Raw genomic sequence first — 25103 nt, 5'->3', positions numbered from 1 at the left:
CTGTTTGCAAGTAAACGATGATGAAGCAAGAACGGAGAATACCGTGTTAGATTCCGATGGCAGACAAAGGCAGCATCGCGGATGCGCCAACGTATCTAGAATTTTGTTGGGTTTGTGGCTTGGCGCGAGCGGATCGTTGACGCCGGCGCTTGCGCATGTCGAGTACTACGATTTGAATCAAGGGGCGCAAATCGGCGACTTAACGGTGGCCGGCAAGACCCAGTCCACGGCGCAATACGGCGCGAATCCATCCGTCACCGGACCGGGGGTGACCTTGAATACGACCTCCGGTCGGCCGCTAAACGATCCGGCTTACTGGAACGGCACCTACCAGTCTTACACCGGTGTCGGTACCTTCAGTAACGTGCATTACGATGCGGATCTTAGCAGCGCGACCGTCGATGTCGACGATGTCACCGACTGGGGCTGGGGCGACGGTACCCATAGTTTGGCGACCGGGCCTATCGGCACCTTGGGCGATACTCATAAGGTAGATTTCTTTAATTTTCGGCTGGCCAAGGCGTCGTTGGTGACGATCACCTGGAATGTCGACGACAGTACCGGAAACTATATCGACAACGGTTTTAGCGTGTTTCGCGGCGTGATGAATTACCAAACTCACGACGACTCCAGCGAACGCTTAAATCCGACGACGTTCGGCGTTGGCAAGGTGCAAAGCGCGCTGGATACCGGTACCGTGCGGGATGCGCAGGGAATCGCCTCGGCCTACCGGAATACCACCGCATCTGGTCCCGGCAACTACATCGGCCAATTCAACGCGCTCGACAATTGGGGCTGCGGCAACCAAGCGGGTAATTGGAGCGCGGTGTCCTTCGTCGCTGCAGCCAATTCGCATAATCCAGCCGATGGCTTCTCCAATAATCCCAACGACACCTTGGAAAGTCTGACGATTAAACTGGCGCCCGGCAACTACATCATTGCCGCGTCCGGCGCGCTCGGTGCCCAAGGTTACGGCACGAATCCGGGTACGTTTAACCTATCCAATTTGCACGGACATTTGACGTTCCAAGCCACCGCGATCGAGGCTTGCCAATAAGTCGCTAAACGGAGTCGGCGCGGCGGCCAGCGTTTAGACGACCCGATCCGGCGGTTCGACTCCCGCGAAAAACGCCTGCAGATTGCGCAGCACTTTTTCCCCCATCGCCGTTCGCGTTGAGATCGTCGCGCTACCCAGATGCGGCAGCAGCGTGACATTGTCCAGCTTCAAGAAGCCGGGATCCAGATGCGGTTCGTTTTCGTAGACATCCAGGCCGGCGCCGGCGATGCGTTTTTCGGTCAACGCGTCGATTAAGGCGCGACTATCGACCACGTCGCCGCGCGCGGTATTGATCAAATGCGCCGTTGGCTTCATCTGTCGCAAACGTTCGGCATTCATCAAATGACGGGTCTGATTGCCGCCGGGGCAATGCAAGGAGACGTAATCGCAGCGCGGCAGCAGCTCTTCGATGCTGGCGCAACGTTCCGCATGTAGATCGTCGACCACTTCGGGATCGGCGGGAGTGGGTTTGACATAGAGGATTTTCATCCCGAAGCCGTGGTGCGCCTTGCGGGCCATCGCTTGAGCGATACGGCCGAAGCCGATCAGGCCCAACGTGGCGCCGGTGACGTCGCTACTCATCATTTGGGTCGGACACCAGCCGCTCCATAGTCCGCTCCGTACCAGCCGGTCGCCCTCGGCGCCGCGCCGCGCCGACATCAGTAGCAAAGTCATTGCGATATCCGCGGTAGCTTCGGTTAAAACGCCCGGCGTGTTGGTGACGACCAAGCCGTTGGCGCGGGCGGCATCGATGTCGATATGGTTGTAGCCGACGCCGAAGTTGGCGATGATTTTGCAACGCCGGTTGGCGGCATTCAGAATGTCGGACCCGAGGGTGTCGCAGACACTGGGACAAATCGCGTCGTATGTTTGCATGGCGTCACGGAATGCGTCGGTATCCAAAGGCCGGTCCTCGGGGTTCAGCGTCGCGTCGTATAGACTGAGCAACTTCGCTTCGACGCCGGCCGGCCAGCGGCGGCTAATCAATACCTTGGGCTTGGGCATGTGGGACACCTTGAGTTTACTGGAGAAGTCTCAAGTATAACCTCGGTCGGTCCGGCTGACGAAGCCCGCGGAGCTTGAGTTAGCTTTAACAGGTGCTTAGAAACCCGCAAACCTGGGTGTTATGGCCCATTACCTATCATTAGTCGCCATTGCCCCGCGCTCCGCGCATTCGGGGGCTACAGGAAGCTTAACGGCTGCGCGAAGTTTGGTAGCGCCTGCGCTGTAAGGCCAGGCAGCCCAGCAAGCTCCCTAAACCGAACCAGGCGGTAGCAATCGGCAAATTGGGTAGAGCGGCCAGTCGGCTTTGGCGAGGCGGGTTCGCCGACTCGGCTATCGTCAGGCGGTAACTGAAATCCGGGAGTAAGGCCCAGGCACCGCTGCTGATGGCCGGGTAATCGAACCAATCGACTTCGAAGGACCGACCGGTTGCGCCGGCGGGAACGCCGGTTCGTGCGGACGATTTCGGCAAGTATGACACCGAGTCTTCGCCGCGGCAGGCCGAGGATGCGCAGAAGGCAGTCCAGCCGCTGGACTTTGCTTGCCATGCCGATTGGTCTGGCAGGTGTACGGTGTCGGCGAATTCCGGCGCGAACGCGCTGTGCTGGGAATCGGCGCGGGATTGGGTAATCGCGAGTGCAACGACGAACAGCATTATCAATAACTGCTTGAGTTTCATGGCATGCTCCTGTTTTACGGTGCAAAGCATCAAGCAATTCAGGTGCCAGTTTTATAAGTTGTTGATTGGTATGGGTGTATGCATGGGCCGAGCTGGCGTCAGTCCGGCAGAGGGATGTACTTTGGTGCGGGGTTGTCGCGTTTTGGTGCCGGTTGCGACACTCCGCAACCGGCAACATCGCCCGACTTATGCTAACAACCTGGGCGACGATTCGGTCGCCCAGGCGTGGCCGACTTATTTGGCGGTCGAGCGATAATACTCGACGGCGGCCGCGACGCCGCTACCGGCCTTGATATCGAAACCGTTGTCCAGCATCGCCATTTCCACACCGGCAATCGCGCCGAGCAAGGATACGTCGTTCATGTCGCCGACGTGGCCGATGCGGAATACTTTACCGGCGACTTCGTTCAAACCGGCGCCCAGCGAAATATTGTATTTGCTGTAAGCGGTGCTGATCACGTGGCGGGCATCTTTATCGGCCGGTACCACGATGGCGGTGACGGTATCCGAAGCCCAGCCTGCTTGGGCGCAAGTTTGCAAGCCCCAGGCTGCTACGGCACGGCGCACGCCTTCGCCCAAGCGATAGTGGCGGGCGTAAACGTTTTCCATGCCTTCTTCCAGCAACAATTCCAGCGCTTTACGCAAACCGTACAACATCGGCGTGGACGGGGTGTAAGGGGTGTAGCCATCCTTGTTGGAGGCCGCCATGTCTTTCAGCGAAAAGAACGAGCGAGGGAAGTTGCTGTTGTCGATCGCAGCCAGAGCTTTTTGGCTAAAGCCTAAAATTGCCAAACCCGCCGGCAGCATAAAGCCTTTTTGCGAACCGGCGATGCTGGCGTCCACGCCCCATTCGTCTTGGCGAAAATCGATGCTGCCGATGGCGCTGACGCCGTCCGAGAACAGCAGGGCAGGGTGGCCGGCCGCGTCCAGCGCTTTGCGCACACCGGGGATGTCGCTGGTGACGCCGGTCGAGGTTTCGTTATGCGTCGCCAGAACGGCTTTGATCTCGTGGTTTTTGTCGTCTTTCAGGCGCGCTTCCAGGTGGTCCAAAGGAATGCCCTTGCCCCATTCGACTTGCTGGATTTCCACGTCGAAGCCCAATTTGCGCGCGGCTTCCGCCCACAAATGGCCGAATTGGCCGAAGCGGTAAATCAATACTTTGTCGCCCTGGTTCAAGCAGTTGGTCATTGCCACTTCCCAGCCGGCGGTACCGGTGGCCGGGAACACGAAGCATTGGCCGGTTTCGGTGCGGAACACTTTTTTCAGGTCTTCCAGAATCGGCGCCAGCAGCTTGGGGAAGATCGGCGAGCGGTGGTCTTCCATCGGCACGTGCATCGCGCTCAAGATTTCGTGTGGGGTATTGGTTGGACCTGGGACAAAAAGGTGATTGCGACCCGCCATCTGCTGACTCCTTAAAGGGATTGATTGTTTCGTGAAAAATCGCCGGATAGTGCCACAGAAGCGGGTTTTGAGCAAGTCTCTACGCAAGGAACGGTCTAGTTTCCAGACTTGGCTTCGGCTTCGTTCCTGTTGTTCTGAGCAGCCCCAGTCGATGGAGATTTTAAGGCGCGATTCGGTAAATCGGCCCTAGACCGCACTTCTACCGAAGGGAAAACCGGCGTTCGGCGCCGGCCTGAAGCAGGCTAAGCGGCTCTAGCCGCGAACGCCGCCCTCCAATTCCGCTCGCAGTTGGGCCTGATTCAGCTCGCGCTCGGACTGCGACACCACGATGGTTGCCACGGCGTTGCCGATCAGATTGGTCAAGGCGCGGGCTTCCGACATAAAGCGGTCTATGCCCAAGATCAGCGACAAGGCAGCCACCGGTACCGCCGGCACCACCGCCAGCGTCGCGGCCAGCGTAATGAAGCCGGCGCCGGTCACGCCGGAGGCGCCTTTGCTCGTCAACATCGCCACCAACAACAAGGTCAATTGCTGAGACAAGCTCAAATCGACATTCAACGCCTGAGCAATAAACAAGGCCGACAGGGTCAGATAAATATTGGTCCCGTCCAAATTAAAGGAATAGCCGGAAGGGACGACCAAGCCGACCACCGACCGCGAGCAACCCAAGCGCTCCAGTTTATTCATCAACGGTACCAATGCCGTTTCCGACGAAGACGTTCCCAGCACCAGCAGCAACTCTTCCTTGAGGTAACGCAGCAGCTTGAAGATATTGAAGCCGGCCAGTTTGCCAATCCCGCCCAGCACCAGCACCACGAACAGCGCGCAGGTCAGATAAAAACAGCCCATCAACGCGGCCAAGGGTTTCAAGGCGTCTATGCCGTATTTGCCGATGGTAAAAGCCATCGCCGCGCCCGCGCCGATCGGCGCCAACTTCATGACCACGTTCATCATCGCAAAGAATAGATGGGCGCATTCCTCGACAAAGCGATGTACCAAACGCCCGGCTTCACCCATTTTCTGCAGCGCCAGCCCAAACAGCACCGAGACCAGCAACACCTGCAGCAAATCGCCCGAGCCGGTGAAGGCGTCGGTAAAGGTTTTGGGAATGACGTGCAATAAAAACTCGGCGACGGTTTGTTGACCGGCCTGCTTGGCGAAACCCGCGACCGCCGGCGCATCCAGGCTGGCCGGATCGACGTTAAAGCCCTGGCCCGGCGCCAGCACATTGGCCACTATGACGCCCAAGGCCAACGCAAAGGTCGATACCACTTCGAAATACAGCAAGGCTTTAAAGCCGACGCGCCCGGCTTTCTTCATGTCGCCCGCCCCGGCAATGCCCAGCACCACGGTGCAAAACACCACCGGCGCGATCAGCATTTTGATCAAGCCGATAAAACCGTCGCCGACCGGCTTCAATGCCACCGCATGCGCCGCATCGAAATGGCCGAATAATCCACCCAATACAATCGCCGCCAAGACCCAATAGTACAGCCGGGTTTGAGCGCGGTCAGCCGGCGGTAACGGATGGGATGGTGTGTCCATGGCAGGATTGAATTGGATTTATCGCGGCGATTTTAGACTGAAGGTAAAAGTCGGCCAATAGAGCCGCCCAAATTTACGCGCCTTCACTGTTTGGGTTGAGTGACCTGTCGAAGCGGTTTGACACCGATGGCAGTAGTCATGACAAACCGGGGCGAAATATCGCAGATATACGACATGTCGTCTCGGTTTGATGTTGCCATAAGCCTTATCTTTCCTACAAAGATCAATTTGTCTATTTAAATTCAACTGCTTATGTATTTCAAATAAATCGGCATGGGGTTTGCGTTGTTTTTAACAAGTGGGTCGGAAACGCCTCAACCAATGATTTCGTCAGCGGCCGGCGGGCATAAACGACACCGTCGTCATGACCTCGATTAGAGGTCGCAGTTAACAGATTAATCAAACAAATTGTGGGACTCTGCGTATGCCGATCACCTTACTGAAAGCACTCAACCTGGCCAAAGATCTCGGCGATCTCGGTTATTCGTCGCCAGGGTCTTGCTATTACAGCACGAGTTCTTTCGATGAGGGCGAGGCGTTTAAGTCAGCGGGAGTACGGATTCAGATAGGCAGCGACTTGCATTCAGCGAGAAGCGAGCAGTTGGTTTTGGACGTCACGCAAATGCCCGGCATTGAGCCGTCACAGACGTCGTTGAAATTTTGAATTTATTTTTGAACCCTAGGAGTAAGTAGATGAATACTGAATTAGTACGAACCGCAGTCATTGTTCCGGTTTGGAATGCCAGTCAGCACTTGGATCGGCTGTTGCCGGCACTGGCGAGCCAGTCTTTGCAACCCGATGAATGGCTGATAGTCGATAGTCACTCGACGGATGACACCGTTCAACGTTGTTTGGCGGCGGGCGCTAGAGTCGAAACGATTCCGCCGGGAACATTCAACCATGGCGGGACTCGGCGTTGGGCCAGCCAGCTGGTGTCTGCGGACATACTGATCTTTATGACGCAGGATGCGATTTTGGCCGATACGGAAAGTTTGCGTAAGTTGCGGGATGCGGTGTTGTTGGATGTCAACGTGGGCGTGGCATACGGGCGACAGTTGCCGCGCCCCGAAGCCGGCACTCTTGAAGCGCACGCCCGTTATTTCAATTACCCCGCGCGAAGCAGAACCAAGAAGCTTTCCGATTCCGCCAGCTTGGGTATCAAGACTTGCTTCAGCTCCGACTCGTTCGCGGCGTACAGACGCACGGCCCTTGATGCGGTCGGCGGATTTCCGCTCGACGTGATCGGCAGCGAAGACGCCTATGTTGCCGCTAAAATGTTGCTGTCCGGCTGGAGCGTTCGGTATGAAGCCGACTCCCGCGTGATTCACTCGCATAGCTACTCGCTGCGGCAAGAGTTTCGGCGCTATTTCGATATTGGTGTGTTTTACGGCCAGGAAGACTGGATTGAACGCCAATTCGGTAAGGCGCGCGGCGAAGGGCGGCGCTTTGTGATTTCCGAGATCAAGCACATCATGCAGTTGGGGCAAACTTGGCGCATACCCGAATGCATTTTGCGTTCAGCGCTGAAATTGTTGGGGTATCGGCTAGGTTGGATACACAAGGCCTTGCCATTGGCCCTGAAGCGGCGCATCAGCATGTTTCCTCGTTACTGGGAGTCTTTGGAATTATCATGACTTTTCAAAATCGCCACGGACTGGTATCGCGGTATTTTCCGATTCTTGCGTATCTTCTATTCATCCGGCCCCTAAAGACCGTTCGCCCCGAGCCTGTCGAGGGGCGCACTGGTCAGGGTTTGGCCGAGCTCAGCCCGAACGGAATACCAGTGATCAATAGGGCCGGGTTAATAATTCTGGACTTGGCTGCTTGAGGTTCGCCCGCTAAAGCCGGTTTGCCGAGCGATGGAGGGATGGCGCAAAGGGAATTGCACGGATTCACCCTGCGGGACTGCCGACACCGGTGACGAGAACCGTAAGCAAGTAGATGTAGTGGCTAAAATCAACCGCATCGATCATGTGATTCTCTAACCGCTACCTTAGGCAAATCGATTTCATGTCCCCATTCTCGGAATAAGCACCTAACGGTCATGAAACTGCTGCGTCGCCCCGGCAAATGAAAGTCAATGGCGTGGGAGCGGCTTTAGCCGCGATTGACAGCGCCCCACACCGAATTGGGTGACCGCGTTCGGTGACTTTCATAGTAATTTCATATTAACGATGAAAGTTTGAATAAGTCCAGTTGTTGGCCTGTCATCGTTGCAACCTACGTCCTTTCTCGATCGATACGGTTCGTGCCTTGGCGCATCTTTCCGGGCTGACGGTAAAAATCGGCCAAAAGCGGACGGCTCTTTAATTGTTGATCGTCCGGCTAAGTGCTTCTAGCAGATGAAGGGTGGGCACAAAAAGCCGTGCCCACCGGGCTACAAGGTTTTTAAGGATTAAGCTTAACCTGTTTTGCCAATGTTACTTGGCATTTTCAATCGCTTCTTCAATCCAATCTTCCAAATTATTTCTGATGTCGTTGTATGCATCAGTTGATTTTGGGTCTTTACATGGAATTGTTTTTACATTTCCTTGTTTGTCCTTAAATGTAAATTGAGCGAAAGGATTTGTTCCTTTTTTGCATGTACCAGTATTTGGGTCTTTAATATTATGAATATAAACTCCTAACAGCCCCCTGTCTTCTTTCCAAGCTTTTTCTATTTCGTATTTCACCCAAGGTCTTTTGTGGGTTTCCTCGCCGATTAACACAACAACACAGGAGCGATAATTCATATTATCATCTATCCATTTCTCAATGGCTTTGTCGCCTCCTTTTTTAACGGTTTCCCAGTCATTATGAGATACAGGCTTATTATCCTCCAATGCACCGATATTCCTAATCTGCTGAACGCGCAAAACATCGTTTCCATAATGAAAACTATAGAACACCTGTCTCTTTGCCATCTCTTTATCCTCTAGTGTTATAAATGTTAGTGTACTGCATCTGAACCCTAAGCTACTTGTTTATCATATCAATAATCTTTACCACTTTTTGTATAATGTCATTTGGCTCAAGCTTCTCAGAAGCCAACTCCTTAATTAGTGGTACAACTGAATCACACCCTCCATAGTATCTATCAACATCACTTATAACCTCTTTTGATAGCTCTTCTGACATATATCCAGTTGCCGCAACAGGAATTGGTATAACCCCTTGAGAAACTGCAATATCAAACTCTCTTCTTACCCCATTAGCAAGAACTACGTTTCCAGAAGCGTCTTTTTTATTCCCAAAAATAAAGATAGCAACCCCTGCCAATGCAATCATTTTTTGACGGTATTCCTCCCAAAGCTCAGGCAGTTTCTTGCCTCCCGTCTCATACTGAGGGAAAGGCTTCATAATCAACTGGTCTTCTGAATATTTGTTAGGCTTTTCATATACAGCCTCCAACGCCCCGTTGATAACAGCACTACCAACGCCCCAACCAAAACCATTGACGACTCTATAATTTGATGAAACCACAGCCTTACTGAGTGAATGTATAAAACTCTGAGAATTGTCCTTATCCCAATATCCATAATCCTCGGCACTCCCGGATATAAATATTGTTTTCTTTTTAAATCTACTCTCTATCTCCCTTAAAATATTAGGTATATCACTATACTCGTCAATCAAAAGAGCCTTAATGCCATAGTTTTTTAAATCATTAACTCTGAGTTGCTGCTTCCTCTTCTTATAAGAAAATATCTCATCATCATCCTCGTCCAATTTTGTTTCTGTTTTTATAAAACAATAGTGTTGCCTTTTATCTTCTCCAAACCTAATTCTTAGCCTACTTAACACATAATCAAGATTTGGATCAGTAAAACTAAATCCAATAAAAAGGAAGGTTTTTGAAACTAGGTCTCCTTCCAATGCAACAATAAAATGCTCATGTGTTTTAAAGTAAGATTCGTATTGCTCTTTTGTAAGGATGGCGTCGCTTGGGTGATGAACATCTCCGTGCATCTTATAAACAACAACATCTCTTTTCGGTCTAGTATTTGCTAACTGCCTTACTTGGTGCTTTACATCAACAACCTTTAATGCTTCCTTCAATGAATCCTCAATTAAAGTGTCGTAATTCGTTGTCCAGTAACTTGTAATTGGAAGTCGAGCTAAGATTTTATGGCTTTTCGAGGGCTCTGCTTGCTCTGAAAATTCCTCCAATATTTTTCTAGTTAAACCTGCTTTTCCTCCTCGTTCGTTTGCATGATATTGTGCCAATGATATTAAATCATGCTCTTTTTCCACCTTCAATCCAACTTCATCGGCAATATCTCTTAACAACTCTTGCCAGTCAACATAACCAACCTCTCTTGACATTCCCGCACCAGCAAAAATTGCAACGTTATTTTCCGCGAGGTCTTTTACAAAACTCTTTATAAAGGCTTCTATGTCTCTATTAAATGCCATGATTTTTATCCTTTGATGGTTATATTCTGATAATATCGCATGATTTCCCCTTCTGTATATCAACAGAGACAAGTGGATTTGGCCGGTAAACATCAAATTGCTGTCATTGAACTAGGCGGAGCAATAAACCGCAACGTGTCGCAAGTCGCCCGCTAAACTTCCTGAACACAACGAGCGGCAAGCATAGCGCTTGGAAAAATGCCTATGCGAAGTCGTTAGCGTCTATTCTATGCTGTTTTCAATTTATGGACTATCCTTTCGGTCATTCAAGGATAGTGCGCCTCGGTTGTGCCGCTAGTTGCACTGCTTAAGTTAGTGCCCTGGCGAACGGATAGAGACGCATGACAAAGCGGCTGGCGGTAAGCCGCTTTGCTTGCCCGTCCCGGAACGGTTTTTACACGTGTTTCCAACGTTGGGGGAAAACCGCTGCAGGCCACGGCCGGCAAGGCTTCCGGCGATTCGGGTTTCACGGAGCCGTGGAAACACGTCACGTAAGCCTGGAAGGACGTCACGGAACGTTGGAAGGACGTCATGGAACGCTGGAGGCACGTCACGGAACGTTGGAAGGACGTCACGGAAGCCTGGAAGCACGTCACGGAACCTTGGAAGCACGTCACTAGACAGCGGAAGGACGTGTTTCCAACATAAAAACACGGCGTGGAAACGCCGATACCCTCGTCGCGGGCGTTGCCGGTGGCGAAACTGGAGTAGGTGGGCGGATTCAATTCATTCATCAAGGAATTTAACATGCCCAAATCCACGTTTATCCCGAATGCCGATCACGACTTTCTGGCCTGGTTCGACCATTTCCTGGCCAATCTGAAACCCGAACACGGCGTGGCGGACGCCGACTTGGCGGCGCTGACGGCGGCGAACGCCGATTTTCACGATAAGTCGCGGCTGGCCGGCAACGCCGCCGCACTCGCCAAGCAGGCGACCGCCGACAAGAGCGACAGCCGCCAAGTATCCGAAAACCTGATTCGGGCGGAAGTGCGGCGCATCAAGGCGCGCGCCAATTACACCGACGGTATCGGCGCGCAATTGGGTATCGACAGCAGCAGCCGGGCCGGCGATCTGTCCACGGCCAACCCCAAATTGAGCGGCAACGATCAAACCGGTGGGGTGGTGGTACTGAGTTTTGTGAAAAATCGCAGCGACGGCGTGAATATTTATTGCCAGCGCGACATCGACACCGACTGGGTGTTGCTGGGCCGCGCCACCGTCTCGCCCTTCGTCGATCGCCGGCCGCTGCTGACGCCCGGCAAGCCGGAATTGCGCCGCTACACCGCCGTGTTCATGTCCAAGGACCAGGAAGTCGGCCAGTACAGCCAGGAGCTGGTAGTGAATTGCGCGCCGTGACTGCCGGGGGCATTTAAGTCGCCTGGGCCATGCTCGCAGTCTCGCCCAGGCGTGACTTGAGATTAGTCGTGCATCCTAAAAATGAATTTGTCGGTCTTGTTTAACCCCATTCGACTCCCCGCGGTCATACGAAATCCCGGCCGGCGCTAAGCCTATTGGCGCAGCCATCTCCACGTCACTCGCAATCGCTGGCATCGCGGCACCGCTAGCCGGCGTTTTAACCGGCGATTTTCAGGCCAAGCCATTTACTCTACCGGCAGTCGGTGCGCACGGACCGCTGGCTGGGGGCGTCGGCGTTTGCTCCATGGTAGTGCGCGCATCCGTCCGCAAGCGTTGACTTTGCACGTCCCGAAAGTAAAATGGCTGGCTATTTAAATCATTGCCGGAACAGCAAAAACAGCCGTTCTCTCACTAACCTTAGGAATTGATTCATGAGCCACACTCTTTACCAAGCCAACGCGCAACGCGTGCAACGCTGCGAACTGGCGGTGCCGGGTTCCAATCCGGACATGTTCGAAAAAGCCCTGAAAAGCGGTGTGGACTTCATTTTCCTGGATTTGGAGGACGCGGTCGCGCCGGACGACAAGCTGCAAGCCCGTAAAAACGTGATCCAAGCCATCAACGACTTGGACTGGGAAGGCCACGGCATCACCTTGTCGGTGCGGATCAACGGTCTGGATACTCAATATATGGTGCGCGACGTGGTCGATCTGGTCGAGCAGGCCGGCGCTAAAATCAAAACCCTGTTGGTGCCCAAGGTCGGCGTTTACAGCGACGTTTACATGGTCGATGCGATGCTGAGCCAGTTGGAAATGCAGCAAGGCCTGACCAATAAAATCGGTATCGAAGCCTTGATCGAAACCGCGTTGGGCATGGCCAACGTCGAAGACATCGCCAAGCAGGGCGCCATCGGCGGCCGTTTGGAAGCCCTGCATTTCGGTGTCGCCGATTACGCGGCCAGCAATCGCGCCCGTACCGTCAACATCGGCGGTTTGAATCCGGATTATCCGGGCGACCAATGGCATTTCGCGATCAGCCGGATGACGGTGGCTTGCCGGGCTTACGGCCTGCGGCCGATCGACGGTCCGTTCGGCGACATCAAGGACCCGGAAGGCTACAAAGCCGGCGCCCGCCGTGCCGCAGCGCTGGGTTGCGAAGGCAAATGGGCGATCCATCCGTCGCAAATCGCGTTGGCCAACGAAGTGTTCACCCCGCCGCCGGCCGAAGTTGAAAAAGCCAAGCGTATCTTGCAAGCCTTGAAGGAAGCCGCCGCCCAAGGCAAGGGCGCCGCCGCGCTGGACGGTCGTTTGATCGACGCCGCGTCCGAACGGATGGCCAACAACATTGTGCGCGCCGCCGAAGCGATCGCCGCGAAAACTAAATAATTCAATTCTTGTAGGTTGGGTCGGTCCTGAGCGAAGGCTAAGGGCCTAACCCAACACGAAGGCTTTAAATGTTGGGTTAGGCTTCGCTAACTCAACCTACATTTTCTAATATCACGAGAGAACCCATGGACATTCATGAGTACCAAGCAAAACAGTTGCTCGCGGAATACGGCGTGAAAATCGCCGAGGGCGGTCTGGCTTACAGTCCGGAAGACGCGGTGCAACGCTCGCGCGAAATCGGCGGCCACGTCTGGGTCGTCAAGGCCCAAATTCATTCCGGCGCGCGCGGCAAGGCCGGCGGTATCAAGGTGTGCAAAACCCACGACGACGTCAGCGCCGCCGCCGAAGCCTTGCTCGGCAAACGTTTGGTAACCCATCAAACCGGTCCGGCCGGTAAACAATGTTTGCGCCTGTATGTCGAAGCCGGCGCCGACATCGTCAAGGAACTGTATTTCAGCCTGCTGATCGACCGCGCCCACGAGCGCATCGTCATGGTCGGCTCGGCGCAAGGCGGCATGGAAATCGAAGAACTGGCCGAGACCAACCCGGATGCGATCAAGAAAATCCACATCGAGCCGGCCGTCGGCTTGCAAGATTTTCAAGCGCGCGAGATGGCGTTCGCGTTGGGCATGACCGCCGACCAAGTGCCGCAAGCGGTTAAATTGATTCAAGGTTGTTACCGGGCGATGCGCGACCTGGACGCCAATATGATCGAAATCAATCCGCTGGTGATTACCGGTCACGACGAATTGATCGCGCTGGACGCGAAAATGGGTTTCGACGATAACGCCTTGTTCCGCCGTCAAAAAATTTCCGAGTTGCGCGATAAGACCCAGGAAGATCCGCGCGAAATGGCGGCGGCCGACCGCGGCTTGAGCTACGTCGGCCTGGACGGTGACATCGGTTGCATGATTAACGGCGCCGGTTTGGCGATGGCGACGATGGACATGATCAAACTGGCGGGCGGCGAGCCGGCCAACTTTTTGGACGTCGGCGGCGGCGCCTCGGCCGAGCGTACCGAAAAAGCCTTCCGGATGGTGTTGCAGGACAAAAACGTCAAAGCCATGCTGGTCAATATCTTCGCCGGCATCAACCGTTGCGACTGGATCGCCGAGGGCGTCGTCCAAGCGGTCAAGAACATCGATATGAAAGTGCCGCTGGTGGTGCGCTTGTCCGGCACCAACGTCGAGCAGGGCCGCAAGATCATCGAGGATAGCGGATTGCCGATCATTACCGCCGATACCTTGGCGGAAGCCGCCGAAAAAGCCGTCGCCGCGCGCAACCAAGTCGTGGCCGAGCAAGGATAAGGAAACACTATGTCAATTTTCATCGATAAATCCACCCGCATCATCGTTCAAGGCTTTACCGGCAAGATCGGCAGCTTTCACGCCCAGGAAATGATCGACTACGGTTCCAACGTGGTCGGCGGCATCACGCCGGGCAAGGGCGGTCAAACCCATTTGGGCCGGCCGGTGTTCAACACGGTCAAGGAAGCGGTCGAACAGGCCGGCGCCGAAGCCAGCATCGTGTTCGTGCCGCCGGCTTACGCCGCTGATTCGATCATGGAAGCCGCCGACGCCGGTATTAAATACTGCGTGTCGATTACCGACGGCATTCCGACTCAGGACATGATGAAGGTCAAAAACTTTCTGAGCAAATTCCCCAAGGAAAAACGCATGGTGTTGACCGGGCCTAACTGCGCCGGCACCATCAGCCCAGGCAAGGCGATGCTGGGCATCATGCCGGGCCACATTTACATTCCCGGCAGCGTCGGCATCGTCGGCCGTTCCGGCACGCTGGGCTACGAAGCCGCCGACCAAATGAAGGTGCTGGGCATCGGCGTATCGACCTCGGTCGGTATCGGCGGCGACCCGATTAACGGCAGCTCGCACCGCGACATTCTGGAGCGTTTCGAGCAAGATCCGGAGACCAAGGTGGTGATGATGATCGGCGAGATCGGCGGACCGCAAGAAGTCGAAGCCGGCGTATTCGCCAAGGAAAACATGAGTAAACCGGTGGTGGCCTATATCGCGGGTCTGACCGCGCCGAAGGGCCGCCGCATGGGCCATGCCGGCGCGATTATTTCCTCGACCGGCGAATCGGCGGCGGAGAAAGTCGAAAGGCTGAAAGAACTGGGCGTGACCATCGCGCCGACACCGGCGGCAATGGGCGAGACGATCGCCAAAGTACTGGCCAAGCTGTAAATCCGGCCGGGCCAGCCGCCACCAAGCCCGCGGGATGCGGGCTTTTTTATTTCCAATGTTCCTTTTGCTTAGATCCGAGTTATGACATCCGCATCGCAACGAGGCCAGTGTCTCGACCATTACCGCCGTCTGCCGGCCGAACACCAGACGATCGTGAAATTGCTGGCGTTGTATTACGGATACTGTTCGTTAACCACATTGGCTAAATGCCTGGCCAGTTTGGGTATCAAGGAAGGCGGCAAGGTGTTGAAGTCCGAGTCGGTCAAGGCCAGGATCAAGCCGCTGATCGCCGCCGGGTTGCTCGAGGAAAATCCCCGGCCCGGCGGTACCCGTTGTTCGCGGACCCTGGCGGAAGTGATCGTTCGGCAAATGGTCGACGACAACGAATTCGAACGCTACGCGGCCGTCGTCACCACCCATAATCCGCCCGGTCACGGTTATTACCGCTATAACAGCGTCGACGATTGCATCCGCGAGGCCAGACTGTTTTTTCATCGCGGCGATTACGCGCAAGTCGCGCAATGTTTGAAGATCGGCGATCACTATCCCGGCAAAATTCCGGACCCGATCGATTTATACCTGTCCTGGTTTCTGAATCCGCTGGACTTGGCCGGATTCGCCCGCCAACACGGCCCGCTATTACTGGAAATGGCCGGATTCGCGGCGATGCACCAGTTGGTTTATCTGTACGCCAACTCCGACTTGCAACAGCTTTACCGGCATTTGCTGGATACCGACAAGGGCCGCGAGGATGCCTTGTTGCCGCGGGTGGTACTGGAGTTGAAGTTGTTGGAGGGCGACTGGGACGGCGTGGCCGGCGCGGTGCGGGGTACCGAAGATCCCGAGTTGCAGGCGGTCGCGGCGATGCTGGCTTTTTTGCGTGGCGAAGCTTCCGCCGCGCTGACCGGTTACGATAAGGCGTTGGCGGCGTTTCGCAAGCTCAGCGGCCAACGCAACATTTACTTTTACGGGTTGGCGGGGGTGTTTTATCCGCTGGCCATTCTCAAATACGGCGACACCAAGCAGCGCGCCAAATTGGCGACCTTGCTGAATCAAGCCGGCAAGCTGGGCGGTCCTTGGACAGGCATCTATCACTATCTGGCGGTCTTCAACCAGTTTTTGCAAGGCGACCTGTCGGTTCGCGATCAACTGTTGCGGCTGGAGCTGCCGTTTCGGCTCAGCGGCGGTTTTCGCGACAGCGGCACGCCGGACGGCGTGCACGCCACGTCGCTGTTTCAATACGTGTTGTTGTTGGTCATCAAGTCCTGGGTCAAAACCGACTTTGTCGATAAGGTCGATCCGTTGGAGCAGAAGCTCTACAGTCATTTACTGGCCAACGGTTATCGCTGGCCGGCGGCGGAGCTGGCCAAGATCTTCGCCGGTATCGACTTGCCGCGCGCCAAGCAATGGGATGCGGGTTTCTTGGAAGGTCGGACCGCGCTGAGCACGTTGTTCGTCAGTCGCGCCGATTGGGAAGTGGCCTTGGATGCGCTGCTGAATTTGCCGCTGGCCGATAAAAAGCCGGACGCGGCCGCCAGCGACAAGGCATTGCGGCTGGTTTGGCTGATCAGTCACGACGAGAAAAATCACCGTATCGAAATCGAGCCGCGCGAGCAAAAACAGCAGGGCAAGGGCGGCTGGAGCAAGGGCCGGGCGGTGGCGTTGAAGCGCCTGGCCCAGGAAACCGCCGGTTTCGATTACCTGACCGACCAGGACCTGAAAATCTGCGCCCACATCAAGGAATACCGCGATAGCGGCTGGTACGGCAGCAACACTTTTTTCGCGTTCGACGCCGGCACGCCGCAAGCCTTGATCGGCCATCCCTTGGTGTTTTGGGCCGACGCGTCGGAAGTCCGGGTCGAAATCGTTAAGGGCGAGGCGGAATTGCGGGTCAAGAAGTTGGGCAAGGACGACCGAATCAAGATCAGTCTGGAGCCGGCGCCCGGTTTCGAGCAAAAGTTTTATATCGCCAAGGAAGCGCCGACCCGCTTGAAGGTGGTGGAATTTACCGCCGAGCACCACAAAATTTACGGCGTGTTGGGCCCCAAGGGCTTGGAAGTGCCGATGTCCGCCCAGGAGCGGGTGTTGCAAACCCTGACCGGCATTTCCGGGTTGCTGACCGTGCATTCCGACATCGGCGGCAGTTCCAGCAGCGCCGAGCAGGTCGAAGCCGATCCGACCCCGCGCCTACATTTGTTGCCGCATGGCGAAGGATTGAGGGTAGCCTTGCTGGTGCGGCCCTTCGCCAATGGCGGCGCCTATTTTCAGCCCGGCCAGGGCGGCGAAAGCGTGCTGGCCGAGATCGACGGCAAGGCCTTGCAGGCCGCGCGTAATCTGCGCTTGGAAAAACGCCGGGCCGAGGCGGTGCTGGATGCCTGTCCGATTCTCGGCGACGGCGAGCGCGACAGCGCCGGCGACTGGCTGCTCGATCATCCGGAAACCTGTCTGGAGTTGCTGCTGCAAATCCAGGCCTTGCCGGAGGGTCAGGCGATTCTGGAATGGCCGGAAGGCGTGCGGTTCAAGGTGTTGGGTCATTCCAGCGGCAAGGGCCTCAGCCTGCAAATCAAGCGCGACAACGATTGGTTCAGCCTACAGGGCGAGCTGAAAGTCGGCGACGACACCGTGCTGGACATGCAGCAACTATTGGGTTTGCTCGACAACCGCGAAGGCCGTTTTCTGCAACTGAAGGACGGCCAGTTCATCGCGTTGACCGACGAATTCCGCCGCCGTCTGGAAGATTTGAAAGCCTACGCCGATCTTAGCGGCAAGAAGGTCCGCATCAATCCGCTGGCGGCGCTGACCTTGGAAGACTGGGAAGACGAGGTCGGCTTCAAGGCCGATCAGCATTGGCAGGCGCACATGCAGCGCTTGCAGGCGTCCCGCGATTACCAGCCGCGAGTGCCGTCCACCTTTCAGGCCGAATTGCGCGACTATCAGATGGACGGTTATCGTTGGCTGGCGCGGCTGGCGCAATGGGGCGTGGGTGCCTGTCTGGCCGACGACATGGGCTTGGGCAAGACCGTGCAGGGTCTGGCCTTGCTGGTCGAGCGCGCGCCGCTGGGACCGGCCTTGATCGTCGCGCCGACCTCGGTGTGCGCCAACTGGGAGAACGAAGCGATCCGCTTCGCGCCGACTCTGAACCCTATCGTGCTCGGTACCGGCGACCGCCAGCGCTTGCTGGAAAATTTGCAAGCCTTCGATCTGCTGATTTGCAGCTACGGCTTGTTGCAGCAGGAGCAGGTGGCCGAGATGCTGGCGAAAATCGAGTTCGGCACCGTGATTCTCGACGAGGCGCAGGCCATTAAAAACGTAGCCACTCGCCGCTCCCAAGGCGCGATGAATTTACAGGCCGGCTTCAAGTTGATCATGACCGGCACGCCGTTGGAAAATCATTTGGGCGAGCTGTGGAATCTGTTTCGCTTCATCAATCCGGGCCTGCTCGGCTCGCTGGAACAATTTAATCAGCGCTTCGCCGGACCGATCGAACGCGAACGCAGCGCCGAAGCGCGGTTTCGCTTGAAGAAATTGATCCAGCCCTTCATCCTGCGCCGGACCAAGACTCAGGTGTTGCAGGAGTTGCCGCCGCGCACCGAAATCCCGATTTACGTTGAACTCAGTCCGGAAGAAACCGCCTATTACGAGGCCTTGCGCCGCGACAGTCTGCGCGTGCTCAGCGCGGCGGAAGGACCGGCCGGCCAACGCCATCTACAGATCCTGGCCGCGATCACCAAATTACGGCGCAGTTGCTGCAACACTCAGTTGGTCAACCCGGATCTGGCACTGCCCAGCAGTAAATTGGCCGCCTTCGGCGAGATCGTCGACGAATTGCTGGATAACAAACACAAGGCGCTGGTGTTCAGCCAGTTCGTCGATCATTTGCAATTAATCAAGCAATACGTCGAGCGGCGCGGCATTCGTTACCAGTATCTGGACGGCTCCACGCCGGCCAAGGAACGCCAGACGCGGGTCGATGCCTTTCAACGCGGCGAAGGCGAACTGTTTTTGATCAGTTTGAAAGCCGGCGGCGTCGGTTTGAACCTGACCGCCGCCGATTACGTGATCCACATGGACCCGTGGTGGAATCCGGCGGTCGAGGATCAGGCGTCCGACCGCGCCCACCGGATGGGCCAGCAGCGGCCGGTAACGATTTACCGGATGATCGCCAAGCAAACCATCGAGGAAAAAATCGTCGCGCTGCATGGCCACAAGCGCGACCTGGCCGATAGTCTGTTGGATGGCGCCGACTTGAGCGGCAAGGTCACGGCCAACGAGTTGCTGGATTTGATGAAGGCCGAAGTCGCATAGCGGCTTATTGTCGCCTTAGATTGTGCTTCTTGCGAGCGATCGCCCGATCGGCCTTATTCTGTTGATGCGTCAAGCGGGCGCGTTCCGTATTCGTCACCACGCCGTCGGCCTTGGCATTGGCTTCCTGGCGTTCGATACGGGTTTGTTGATGTTCCAGACGATTGGCTTCGCGGGTGGTCAGCGCGCCGGAGGCTTCGCCTTGTTCGATACGACGTTCTTGATCGATTTGGCGCTGATCGATGCGTGGCGTGCCGGCCACGCCCGGTTGGCAGAACCCGATCGCCGCCAACAGGGCGGTCGTGCTAACAATCTTGGCGATGTTGTTCATCGGTGGTTTTCCTCGTGAGTTGAGTGAGCTCGGCCTATCGGCCGGGCGCCGGCTTGCTTCAAGCCGGCGGGCCCATTTTAGTCGCTACCATTAAACCTTTCTTAACCCTGCCGGCTAACCGGGAAATCGATTCGGTTTCAACTGCGCACGCTAACTCCTTGAACTGAAAAGGCTGCGCGTTTTTCCTCGGGCGTAGCGTAAAAAGTTCTGCCGGCATCACAATATATTGTGCTAACATTTTTCAAATGGCACTACATGCAGTGGCGCAAGCCCGCACAGTGTCTTCGCGTTAATTCGTAATAAACATCAATATCTTACAAGCACAAACGTCGCCGAGTTCGCCGGTTCGGACACTATCGGTTCGCGGCGGCGCGTTTGTCGGCTTGTGAAACTCGCTCCGACGAGCGGGTTCGTCCAGTAACCATCAGACCAAAAGGGAATCCGCGCATGACCGCAAAACTTTCCGTTGTACCGTCCACCGATACCGATATTCCGCTGCAAAGCGCTTCCCTGGACATCTGGGACAGCAAATATCGTTTGAAGACCAAGGACGGCAAGGCCATCGACGCCAGTATCGACGACACATACAAGCGGGTTGCCCGCGCGTTGGCCGATGTCGAGAAAACCAAGGCCTTGCGCGAACAGCATTACAAGGAATTCCTGTGGGCCTTGCGCCAGGGCGCGATTCCGGCCGGGCGGATTGTGTCGAATGCCGGCGCGTTGGAGCACAAGCCCGCTACCTCGACCATCAATTGCACCGTGTCCGGCATCATCGAAGATTCGATGGACGACATTCTGCATAAGGTCCACGAGGCCGGTTTGACCCTGAAAGCCGGCTGCGGCATCGGCTACGAATTCTCGACCTTGCGGCCGCGCGACGCCTACGTGTCCGGTGCCGGCGCCTATACTTCCGGCCCGCTGTCGTTCATGGACATCTACGACAAGATGTGTTTCACGGTATCGTCGGCCGGTGGCCGGCGCGGCGCGCAAATGGCGACCTTCGACGTCGCCCATCCGGACGTGGTGGACTTCATCCGCGCCAAGCGCGAGGACGGCCGACTGCGCCAATTCAACCTGTCGTTATTGATTACCAGCGAATTCGTCGAAGCGGTCAAAAACAACGGCCCGTGGTCGCTGTCTTTCCCGATTACCGAGCGCGAACAGATCGCCGACCAGTTGGATTTGAACGATGGCGCCAAAGTGATCTGGCGCGATTTGCCCAATAAGAAAGGTTACGTGGTCAACGAGGCCGGTCTGGTGGCCTGCCGGATCAGCAAAGTCATGCCGGCCCGCCGCCTGTGGGACATCATCATGTCCTCGACCTACGATTACGCCGAACCCGGCTTCATCCTGATCGACAAGGTCAACGAGATGAACAACAACTGGTTCTGCGAGCACATCCGCGCCACCAACCCCTGCGGCGAACAACCGCTACCGCCTTACGGCTCCTGCCTGTTGGGCTCGATCAACCTGACCCGCTTCGTCGAACAACCGTTCACCGAGCAAGCCCGCTTCAATTGGGACGACTACCGCAAGACCGTGCGCATCTTTACCCGCATGCTGGACAACGTCGTCGAGATCAACGGCCTGCCGCTGCAAAAACAGCGCGACGAAATCACCGGCAAGCGCCGCCACGGCATGGGCTATCTCGGTCTGGGTTCGACGATCACGATGCTGGGCCTGAAATACGGCAACGCCGAGTCGCTGGACTTCACCGAGGAAGTCACCAAAGTCATGGCCGTGGAGGGCTGGAAAACCGGCCTGGAACTGGCGAAGGAAAAAGGCCCGGCGCCGATCATGGACCAGTTGTTCGAAGTGACCGGCGAAATGCTGCACAAACGCCCGGAAATGAAAGCCGACGGCTACAAGCTCGGCGACCAGGTGCCCGGCAAGGTGTTGCACGCCAAATACAGCCGCTACATGCAAAAGCTGGCGCAAGTCGAGCCGGAACTGGTGGCGCAACTGGCCGAAACCGGCTGCCGCTTTACCCATCACAGTTCGATCGCGCCGACCGGCACCATCTCGCTATCCCTGGCCAACAACGCCAGCAACGGCATCGAACCCAGCTTTGCCCATCATTATTCGCGCAACGTGATCCGCGAGGGCAAGAAGTCCAAGGAAAAAATCGACGTGTTCTCGTTCGAACTCCTGGCCTACCGCCACTTGGTCAACCCGGACGCGATGCCCTACAGCGACGATCCGAAACAGCAATTACCGGACTACTTTATCGCCGCCGACGACATCACGCCGAAACAGCACGTCGATATTCAAGCCGCCGCGCAACGCTGGATCGACTCGTCGATTTCCAAGACCGCCAACGTGCCGACCGACTACCCCTACGAAGACTTCAAGTCGATCTACGAATACGCCTACGAACAAGGCCTGAAAGGTTGCACCACCTTCCGCTTCAACCCGGAAGTATTCCAGGGCGTGTTGGTGAAAGAGTCCGACCTGGAAAACACCACCTACCAGTTCACATTGGAAGACGGTCATGTGGTGGAATTCAAAGGCAACGAGGAAGTGGAATACGACGGCGAAATCCACACCGCCGCCAATCTGTTCGATGCGTTGAAGGAAGGCTATTACGGCAAGTTTTGATAAAAAATGTAGGTTGGGTTAGCCCTGAGCAAAGCCGAAGGGCGTAACCCAACACGACGGCATTTAATGTTGGGTTACGCTACGCTAACCCAACCTACAGATTACGGAATACCCATGACCCTACACAAAATCAGCAAAAAAATCGTCGGCTACAAAGTGCTGACCAAAGAAAACCTGGAAGCGACGGCCCAGGCCGAAGCCGAAGCGGCAAAGCCTTCGCGGGAAGAAATGCACGAAAATCTGGCGCGCCCGGAGATGCTGCTGGGTTCCACCTATAAGATCAAAACCCCGCAGTCCGAGCACGCCTTGTACATCACCATCAACGACATCATCCTGAACGAAGGTACGGTGCATCAGGAACGCCGGCCTTACGAAATCTTCATCAACTCAAAAAATATGGAGCATTTTCAATGGGTGCTGGCGCTGACCCGCTTGATTTCGGCGGTGTTCCGTAAAGGCGGCGACGCCACCTTTTTGGTGGAAGAAATGAAGGCGGTATTCGACCCGCAGGGCGGCTATTTCAAAAAAGGTGGCGTGTTCATGCCGTCGCTGGTCGCCGAAATCGGCCACGCCATCGAATCGCACATGAAACACATCGGCATGATCAAGCCCGATAAACTCAGCGACCATCACCAGCAGTTGTTGGACGAGAAGCGCCGGGAATTCGAGGCTTTGCATGGTTCCAGCGAGGGGCAGGCGTTTCCGGAAAAGGCCGTGCTGTGTAATAAGTGTTCGACCAAGGCGATGGTGTTGATGGATGGGTGTATGACTTGTTTGAATTGTGGGGAGAGTAAGTGTGGGTGATTTGTAGGACACATGTTAATAGGTAAACAACCTGAAAGTTGTTTTTAGCTAAAGTCTATTAAATTTTAGAGATAAAATGTCTAATAATTTAACAAACGATCAAAAGAAGCAGTTATCTGAACTTGAGCCAAAATTACGAGAAGCATTAAAAGCTGTTGACTATAAAGAGGCTGAGAAAATAACGGCAGAAATACAGGCTTTGTTAAGACCGACTGGCCATGAAACTAGATTGATGCAAGCCAAAAATATTCTTTTTGAAACAGCTATGGAGGCCAGCAAACTTGAAACAGCAATTTTAGGATTTATAGGTGTTAGGAAAAAAGTTTCAAAAACATCAAGGCTTTATTTAGAGGCCACTGCCTTGTTAGCTATTTGTTATCTTAGAAAAGTCGATTTTTCTTCCGCCAAACCATTTATGGAGGAAGCTCTACTATGTGAAAAAAATATAAAATCTGATGATTCTAGGGCTAAATTTAAACTCGGTTTAGCCAAAAGGTTTGATGATGAAGCTTTATTGGCGAGTCTTGCTTTTCAAGAAAATAGTTCGCCGCTCACTGATATAGAAATGATTCAAGCAGATGCTGGAAATCTTGTTTATTCGAAAAATGAAGATGAATTATATTCTTTATTGGGTTCGTCAGTATCAGATTATGCATTGGGTTTTATTTCTAATGTCAGAGAAACTTCTTTAAGGTGCTTGACATATGAAGAGAGAAAAAAGCTCCCGCCTCCATCTAAAGAGAGAAGAGAAATTGGTAAATCTGTTTTTTCTGCTGTGAATAGAGTTATTTGGCGGTCATTATGTGACAAAAAAAGTGACGTTTATAAAATGTGGTTTACTAATGGATTTCAAGCTGTTCTTGATAAAAAATATTTGACTACAGCTATTGTGGCAGCATTAAATGAGTTCAAGGCTGGAGTTTATGCTATTGCTGTTTATGTGACCGCATTGGTTATAAAACTTGGGATTGAAGTTTTTTGTGAAATTTATAAACCACAATCATTGATGTCACTTAGAAGATAAGCAATTTCGGCATTCTCACGTTCCAACAAGGACCGTATATACTGTTATCGAAGTCAAGCGGGTAGATACCGTCTTAATCCTGCTCATGCAAGCGAAAAATCGGGATCAAAAGGTTTGCCGGATTTCAAGATGGCGAAAGCCAGGTGAATGAGGGCCGTAGGATGTGCTGAACAAAGTGAAGCGCATCGGTCGCGTAATCGGACGCATGATTTAATTGAAATACTTTTTATTTTAATGCCTCACTATCGCGAGGCTCAATTTAACGCCGGTTCGCGGACCGGCAACCGCGATACTTTTCTTTGCTTGTCCAAAGAAAAGTATCCAAAATAAACGACACCCCATGCCGCTTTGATCCTGCGCTCCTGCGGGTTTGTGCGGGGTTTTCGGAAGGGCTATCCATAGCCCTCCGAAAACGCGCGGCATCCCTGCCGCGCCCCTGTCTGGCAACTCCGCCCAAACCCTGCGGTGCTCGGCGCGGCATCAGGGGACAAAACCCGCTGTTGGAGAATAAAGTCGAATGAAATTAAGTTACGAACCGACGACCGATTCGCTATATATCCATTTGCAAGATCAACCGGCTATTGATTCCAGAGAGATTGTCGATGGCGTTGTATTAGACTTCGATGCGGCCGGTGCTTTGGTGGGTATTGACCTGCAACATGCTGGAAAAATAGTGGATATTAGCTCGCTGATAGCAATAAATATTCCCTACGGTCTTGAATAGCAGGGTAGGGTGGGCACGGTTTTTTTGCCCACGCGGAATTAAAACGGCGGGATATTGTTTCGCTATCGCTAAGATCAATTGAATGCCGGTTCGCCGACAGGCTGCCGCGATGCTTTATTTCGAATGGTAATCACGCTTGAGCTTGGTTACCCGATTTTGGAAGCGTCAGATTTCCGGTCAAATCAATGAAAGCTGGAGTTATCAAGGCGTGATTCCCAAACTGGCGTTTGGGAATCGCCGCTCTCTGAGTTTATTGCTCGGAGGTTTGCGTAAAGATGCCTGAATATTCCTT

19 protein-coding genes are annotated in these 25103 nt (G+C 54.7%); 12 read left to right on the top strand and 7 right to left on the bottom strand.

Going from position 1 to position 25103, the window contains the following annotated elements:
- The first annotated feature begins 43 nt into the window (after positions 1-43).
- A complete protein-coding gene (locus tag BJL95_RS23015; RefSeq protein WP_139306399.1) occupies positions 44-1057 on the top strand; it encodes a hypothetical protein in 1014 nt (337 codons plus the stop codon).
- A 33-nt stretch (positions 1058-1090) separates the two neighbouring features.
- On the opposite strand, the gene BJL95_RS23010 is transcribed toward BJL95_RS23015, so the two are convergent.
- From BJL95_RS23010 to dctA, 4 genes are all read right to left on the bottom strand, one after another.
- Complete coding sequence (locus BJL95_RS23010; protein WP_071160902.1) at positions 1091-2062, bottom strand: D-glycerate dehydrogenase; 972 nt, start codon at positions 2060-2062, stop codon at positions 1091-1093.
- A 187-nt stretch (positions 2063-2249) separates the two neighbouring features.
- On the bottom strand, positions 2250-2738 hold the full coding sequence (locus BJL95_RS23005) for a hypothetical protein (protein WP_071160901.1): 489 nt from the start codon (positions 2736-2738) through the stop codon (positions 2250-2252).
- 234 nt (positions 2739-2972) lie between these two features.
- The gene (locus tag BJL95_RS23000) at positions 2973-4139 is read right to left on the bottom strand and encodes an aminotransferase class V-fold PLP-dependent enzyme (RefSeq protein WP_071160900.1); all 1167 of its coding nucleotides are present in this window, start codon (positions 4137-4139) and stop codon (positions 2973-2975) included.
- A gap of 252 nt (positions 4140-4391) precedes the next feature.
- Complete coding sequence (gene dctA / locus BJL95_RS22995; protein WP_071160899.1) at positions 4392-5684, bottom strand: C4-dicarboxylate transporter DctA; 1293 nt, start codon at positions 5682-5684, stop codon at positions 4392-4394.
- Positions 5685-6108: 424 nt separating this feature from the next.
- Here dctA and BJL95_RS22990 point away from each other — a divergent pair, with 424 nt between their 5' ends.
- Entirely contained in the window at positions 6109-6348 is a 240-nt protein-coding gene (locus BJL95_RS22990) for a hypothetical protein (protein WP_071160898.1), read from the top strand.
- Between the two features lie 29 nt (positions 6349-6377).
- Positions 6378-7319 carry a glycosyltransferase family 2 protein gene (locus BJL95_RS22985; RefSeq protein WP_071160897.1) on the top strand — a complete coding sequence of 314 codons (942 nt, stop codon included), beginning with the start codon at positions 6378-6380 and terminating at the stop codon, positions 7317-7319.
- Positions 7320-8105: 786 nt separating this feature from the next.
- On the opposite strand, the gene BJL95_RS22975 is transcribed toward BJL95_RS22985, so the two are convergent.
- Complete coding sequence (locus tag BJL95_RS22975) at positions 8106-8588, bottom strand: TIR domain-containing protein (RefSeq protein ID WP_071160895.1); 483 nt, start codon at positions 8586-8588, stop codon at positions 8106-8108.
- A gap of 52 nt (positions 8589-8640) precedes the next feature.
- Positions 8641-10080, bottom strand: a complete 1440-nt coding sequence (locus BJL95_RS22970) for an SIR2 family protein (RefSeq protein ID WP_071160965.1) — start codon at positions 10078-10080, stop codon at positions 8641-8643.
- 747 nt (positions 10081-10827) lie between these two features.
- Between BJL95_RS22970 and BJL95_RS22965 the strand changes: the two genes are divergently transcribed.
- From BJL95_RS22965 to BJL95_RS22945, 5 genes are all read left to right on the top strand, one after another.
- Positions 10828-11439, top strand: a complete 612-nt coding sequence (locus tag BJL95_RS22965) for a hypothetical protein (RefSeq protein WP_071160894.1) — start codon at positions 10828-10830, stop codon at positions 11437-11439.
- Between the two features lie 431 nt (positions 11440-11870).
- Positions 11871-12824 (top strand): CoA ester lyase, encoded by a 954-nt coding sequence (locus BJL95_RS22960; protein WP_064024973.1) that lies wholly within the window; start codon positions 11871-11873, stop codon positions 12822-12824.
- A gap of 125 nt (positions 12825-12949) precedes the next feature.
- Positions 12950-14131, top strand: coding sequence for a malate--CoA ligase subunit beta (locus tag BJL95_RS22955; RefSeq protein ID WP_071160893.1), 1182 nt, complete (start codon positions 12950-12952; stop codon positions 14129-14131).
- Positions 14132-14140: 9 nt separating this feature from the next.
- On the top strand, positions 14141-15028 hold the full coding sequence (gene sucD / locus BJL95_RS22950; RefSeq protein WP_071160892.1) for a succinate--CoA ligase subunit alpha: 888 nt from the start codon (positions 14141-14143) through the stop codon (positions 15026-15028).
- Positions 15029-15109: 81 nt separating this feature from the next.
- The gene (locus BJL95_RS22945; protein WP_071160891.1) at positions 15110-19333 is read left to right on the top strand and encodes a DEAD/DEAH box helicase; all 4224 of its coding nucleotides are present in this window, start codon (positions 15110-15112) and stop codon (positions 19331-19333) included.
- Positions 19334-19337: 4 nt separating this feature from the next.
- On the opposite strand, the gene BJL95_RS22940 is transcribed toward BJL95_RS22945, so the two are convergent.
- Positions 19338-19661 carry a hypothetical protein gene (locus BJL95_RS22940; protein WP_064024978.1) on the bottom strand — a complete coding sequence of 108 codons (324 nt, stop codon included), beginning with the start codon at positions 19659-19661 and terminating at the stop codon, positions 19338-19340.
- A 447-nt stretch (positions 19662-20108) separates the two neighbouring features.
- On the opposite strand from BJL95_RS22940, the gene BJL95_RS22930 reads away from it, so the two are divergent.
- The 4 genes from BJL95_RS22930 (at position 20109) to BJL95_RS22915 (ending at position 24811) form a co-directional block, all read left to right on the top strand.
- The gene (locus BJL95_RS22930) at positions 20109-22259 is read left to right on the top strand and encodes an adenosylcobalamin-dependent ribonucleoside-diphosphate reductase (RefSeq protein WP_071160889.1); all 2151 of its coding nucleotides are present in this window, start codon (positions 20109-20111) and stop codon (positions 22257-22259) included.
- Between the two features lie 114 nt (positions 22260-22373).
- Positions 22374-23063, top strand: a complete 690-nt coding sequence (locus BJL95_RS22925; protein ID WP_071160888.1) for an NrdJb — start codon at positions 22374-22376, stop codon at positions 23061-23063.
- A gap of 76 nt (positions 23064-23139) precedes the next feature.
- On the top strand, positions 23140-24087 hold the full coding sequence (locus BJL95_RS22920; protein ID WP_071160887.1) for a hypothetical protein: 948 nt from the start codon (positions 23140-23142) through the stop codon (positions 24085-24087).
- Between the two features lie 517 nt (positions 24088-24604).
- A complete protein-coding gene (locus tag BJL95_RS22915; RefSeq protein ID WP_071160886.1) occupies positions 24605-24811 on the top strand; it encodes a DUF2283 domain-containing protein in 207 nt (68 codons plus the stop codon).
- Positions 24812-25103 lie beyond the last annotated feature (292 nt).

This window comes from Methylomonas sp. LWB (assembly GCF_001856095.1).
GTDB lineage: Bacteria > Pseudomonadota > Gammaproteobacteria > Methylococcales > Methylomonadaceae > Methylomonas > Methylomonas koyamae_A.
The sequence above is the reverse complement of the archived record's forward strand: the minus strand, read 5'-3'. Positions and strand labels throughout refer to the sequence as shown.

Excerpts from the sequence above, each read along its gene's own strand:
- BJL95_RS23010 (WP_071160902.1), bottom strand. The coding sequence starts at position 2,062 with ATGCCCAAGCCCAAGGTATTGATTAGCCGCCGCTGGCCGGCCGGCGTC.
- BJL95_RS23005 (WP_071160901.1), bottom strand. The coding sequence starts at position 2,738 with ATGAAACTCAAGCAGTTATTGATAATGCTGTTCGTCGTTGCACTCGCG.
- BJL95_RS23000 (WP_071160900.1), bottom strand. The coding sequence starts at position 4,139 with ATGGCGGGTCGCAATCACCTTTTTGTCCCAGGTCCAACCAATACCCCA.
- dctA (WP_071160899.1), bottom strand. The coding sequence starts at position 5,684 with ATGGACACACCATCCCATCCGTTACCGCCGGCTGACCGCGCTCAAACC.
- BJL95_RS22990 (WP_071160898.1), top strand. The coding sequence starts at position 6,109 with ATGCCGATCACCTTACTGAAAGCACTCAACCTGGCCAAAGATCTCGGC.
- BJL95_RS22985 (WP_071160897.1), top strand. The coding sequence starts at position 6,378 with ATGAATACTGAATTAGTACGAACCGCAGTCATTGTTCCGGTTTGGAAT.
- BJL95_RS22975 (WP_071160895.1), bottom strand. The coding sequence starts at position 8,588 with ATGGCAAAGAGACAGGTGTTCTATAGTTTTCATTATGGAAACGATGTT.
- BJL95_RS22970 (WP_071160965.1), bottom strand. The coding sequence starts at position 10,080 with ATGGCATTTAATAGAGACATAGAAGCCTTTATAAAGAGTTTTGTAAAA.
- BJL95_RS22965 (WP_071160894.1), top strand. The coding sequence starts at position 10,828 with ATGCCCAAATCCACGTTTATCCCGAATGCCGATCACGACTTTCTGGCC.
- BJL95_RS22960 (WP_064024973.1), top strand. The coding sequence starts at position 11,871 with ATGAGCCACACTCTTTACCAAGCCAACGCGCAACGCGTGCAACGCTGC.
- BJL95_RS22955 (WP_071160893.1), top strand. The coding sequence starts at position 12,950 with ATGGACATTCATGAGTACCAAGCAAAACAGTTGCTCGCGGAATACGGC.
- sucD (WP_071160892.1), top strand. The coding sequence starts at position 14,141 with ATGTCAATTTTCATCGATAAATCCACCCGCATCATCGTTCAAGGCTTT.
- BJL95_RS22945 (WP_071160891.1), top strand. The coding sequence starts at position 15,110 with ATGACATCCGCATCGCAACGAGGCCAGTGTCTCGACCATTACCGCCGT.
- BJL95_RS22940 (WP_064024978.1), bottom strand. The coding sequence starts at position 19,661 with ATGAACAACATCGCCAAGATTGTTAGCACGACCGCCCTGTTGGCGGCG.
- BJL95_RS22930 (WP_071160889.1), top strand. The coding sequence starts at position 20,109 with ATGACCGCAAAACTTTCCGTTGTACCGTCCACCGATACCGATATTCCG.
- BJL95_RS22925 (WP_071160888.1), top strand. The coding sequence starts at position 22,374 with ATGACCCTACACAAAATCAGCAAAAAAATCGTCGGCTACAAAGTGCTG.
- BJL95_RS22920 (WP_071160887.1), top strand. The coding sequence starts at position 23,140 with ATGTCTAATAATTTAACAAACGATCAAAAGAAGCAGTTATCTGAACTT.
- BJL95_RS22915 (WP_071160886.1), top strand. The coding sequence starts at position 24,605 with ATGAAATTAAGTTACGAACCGACGACCGATTCGCTATATATCCATTTG.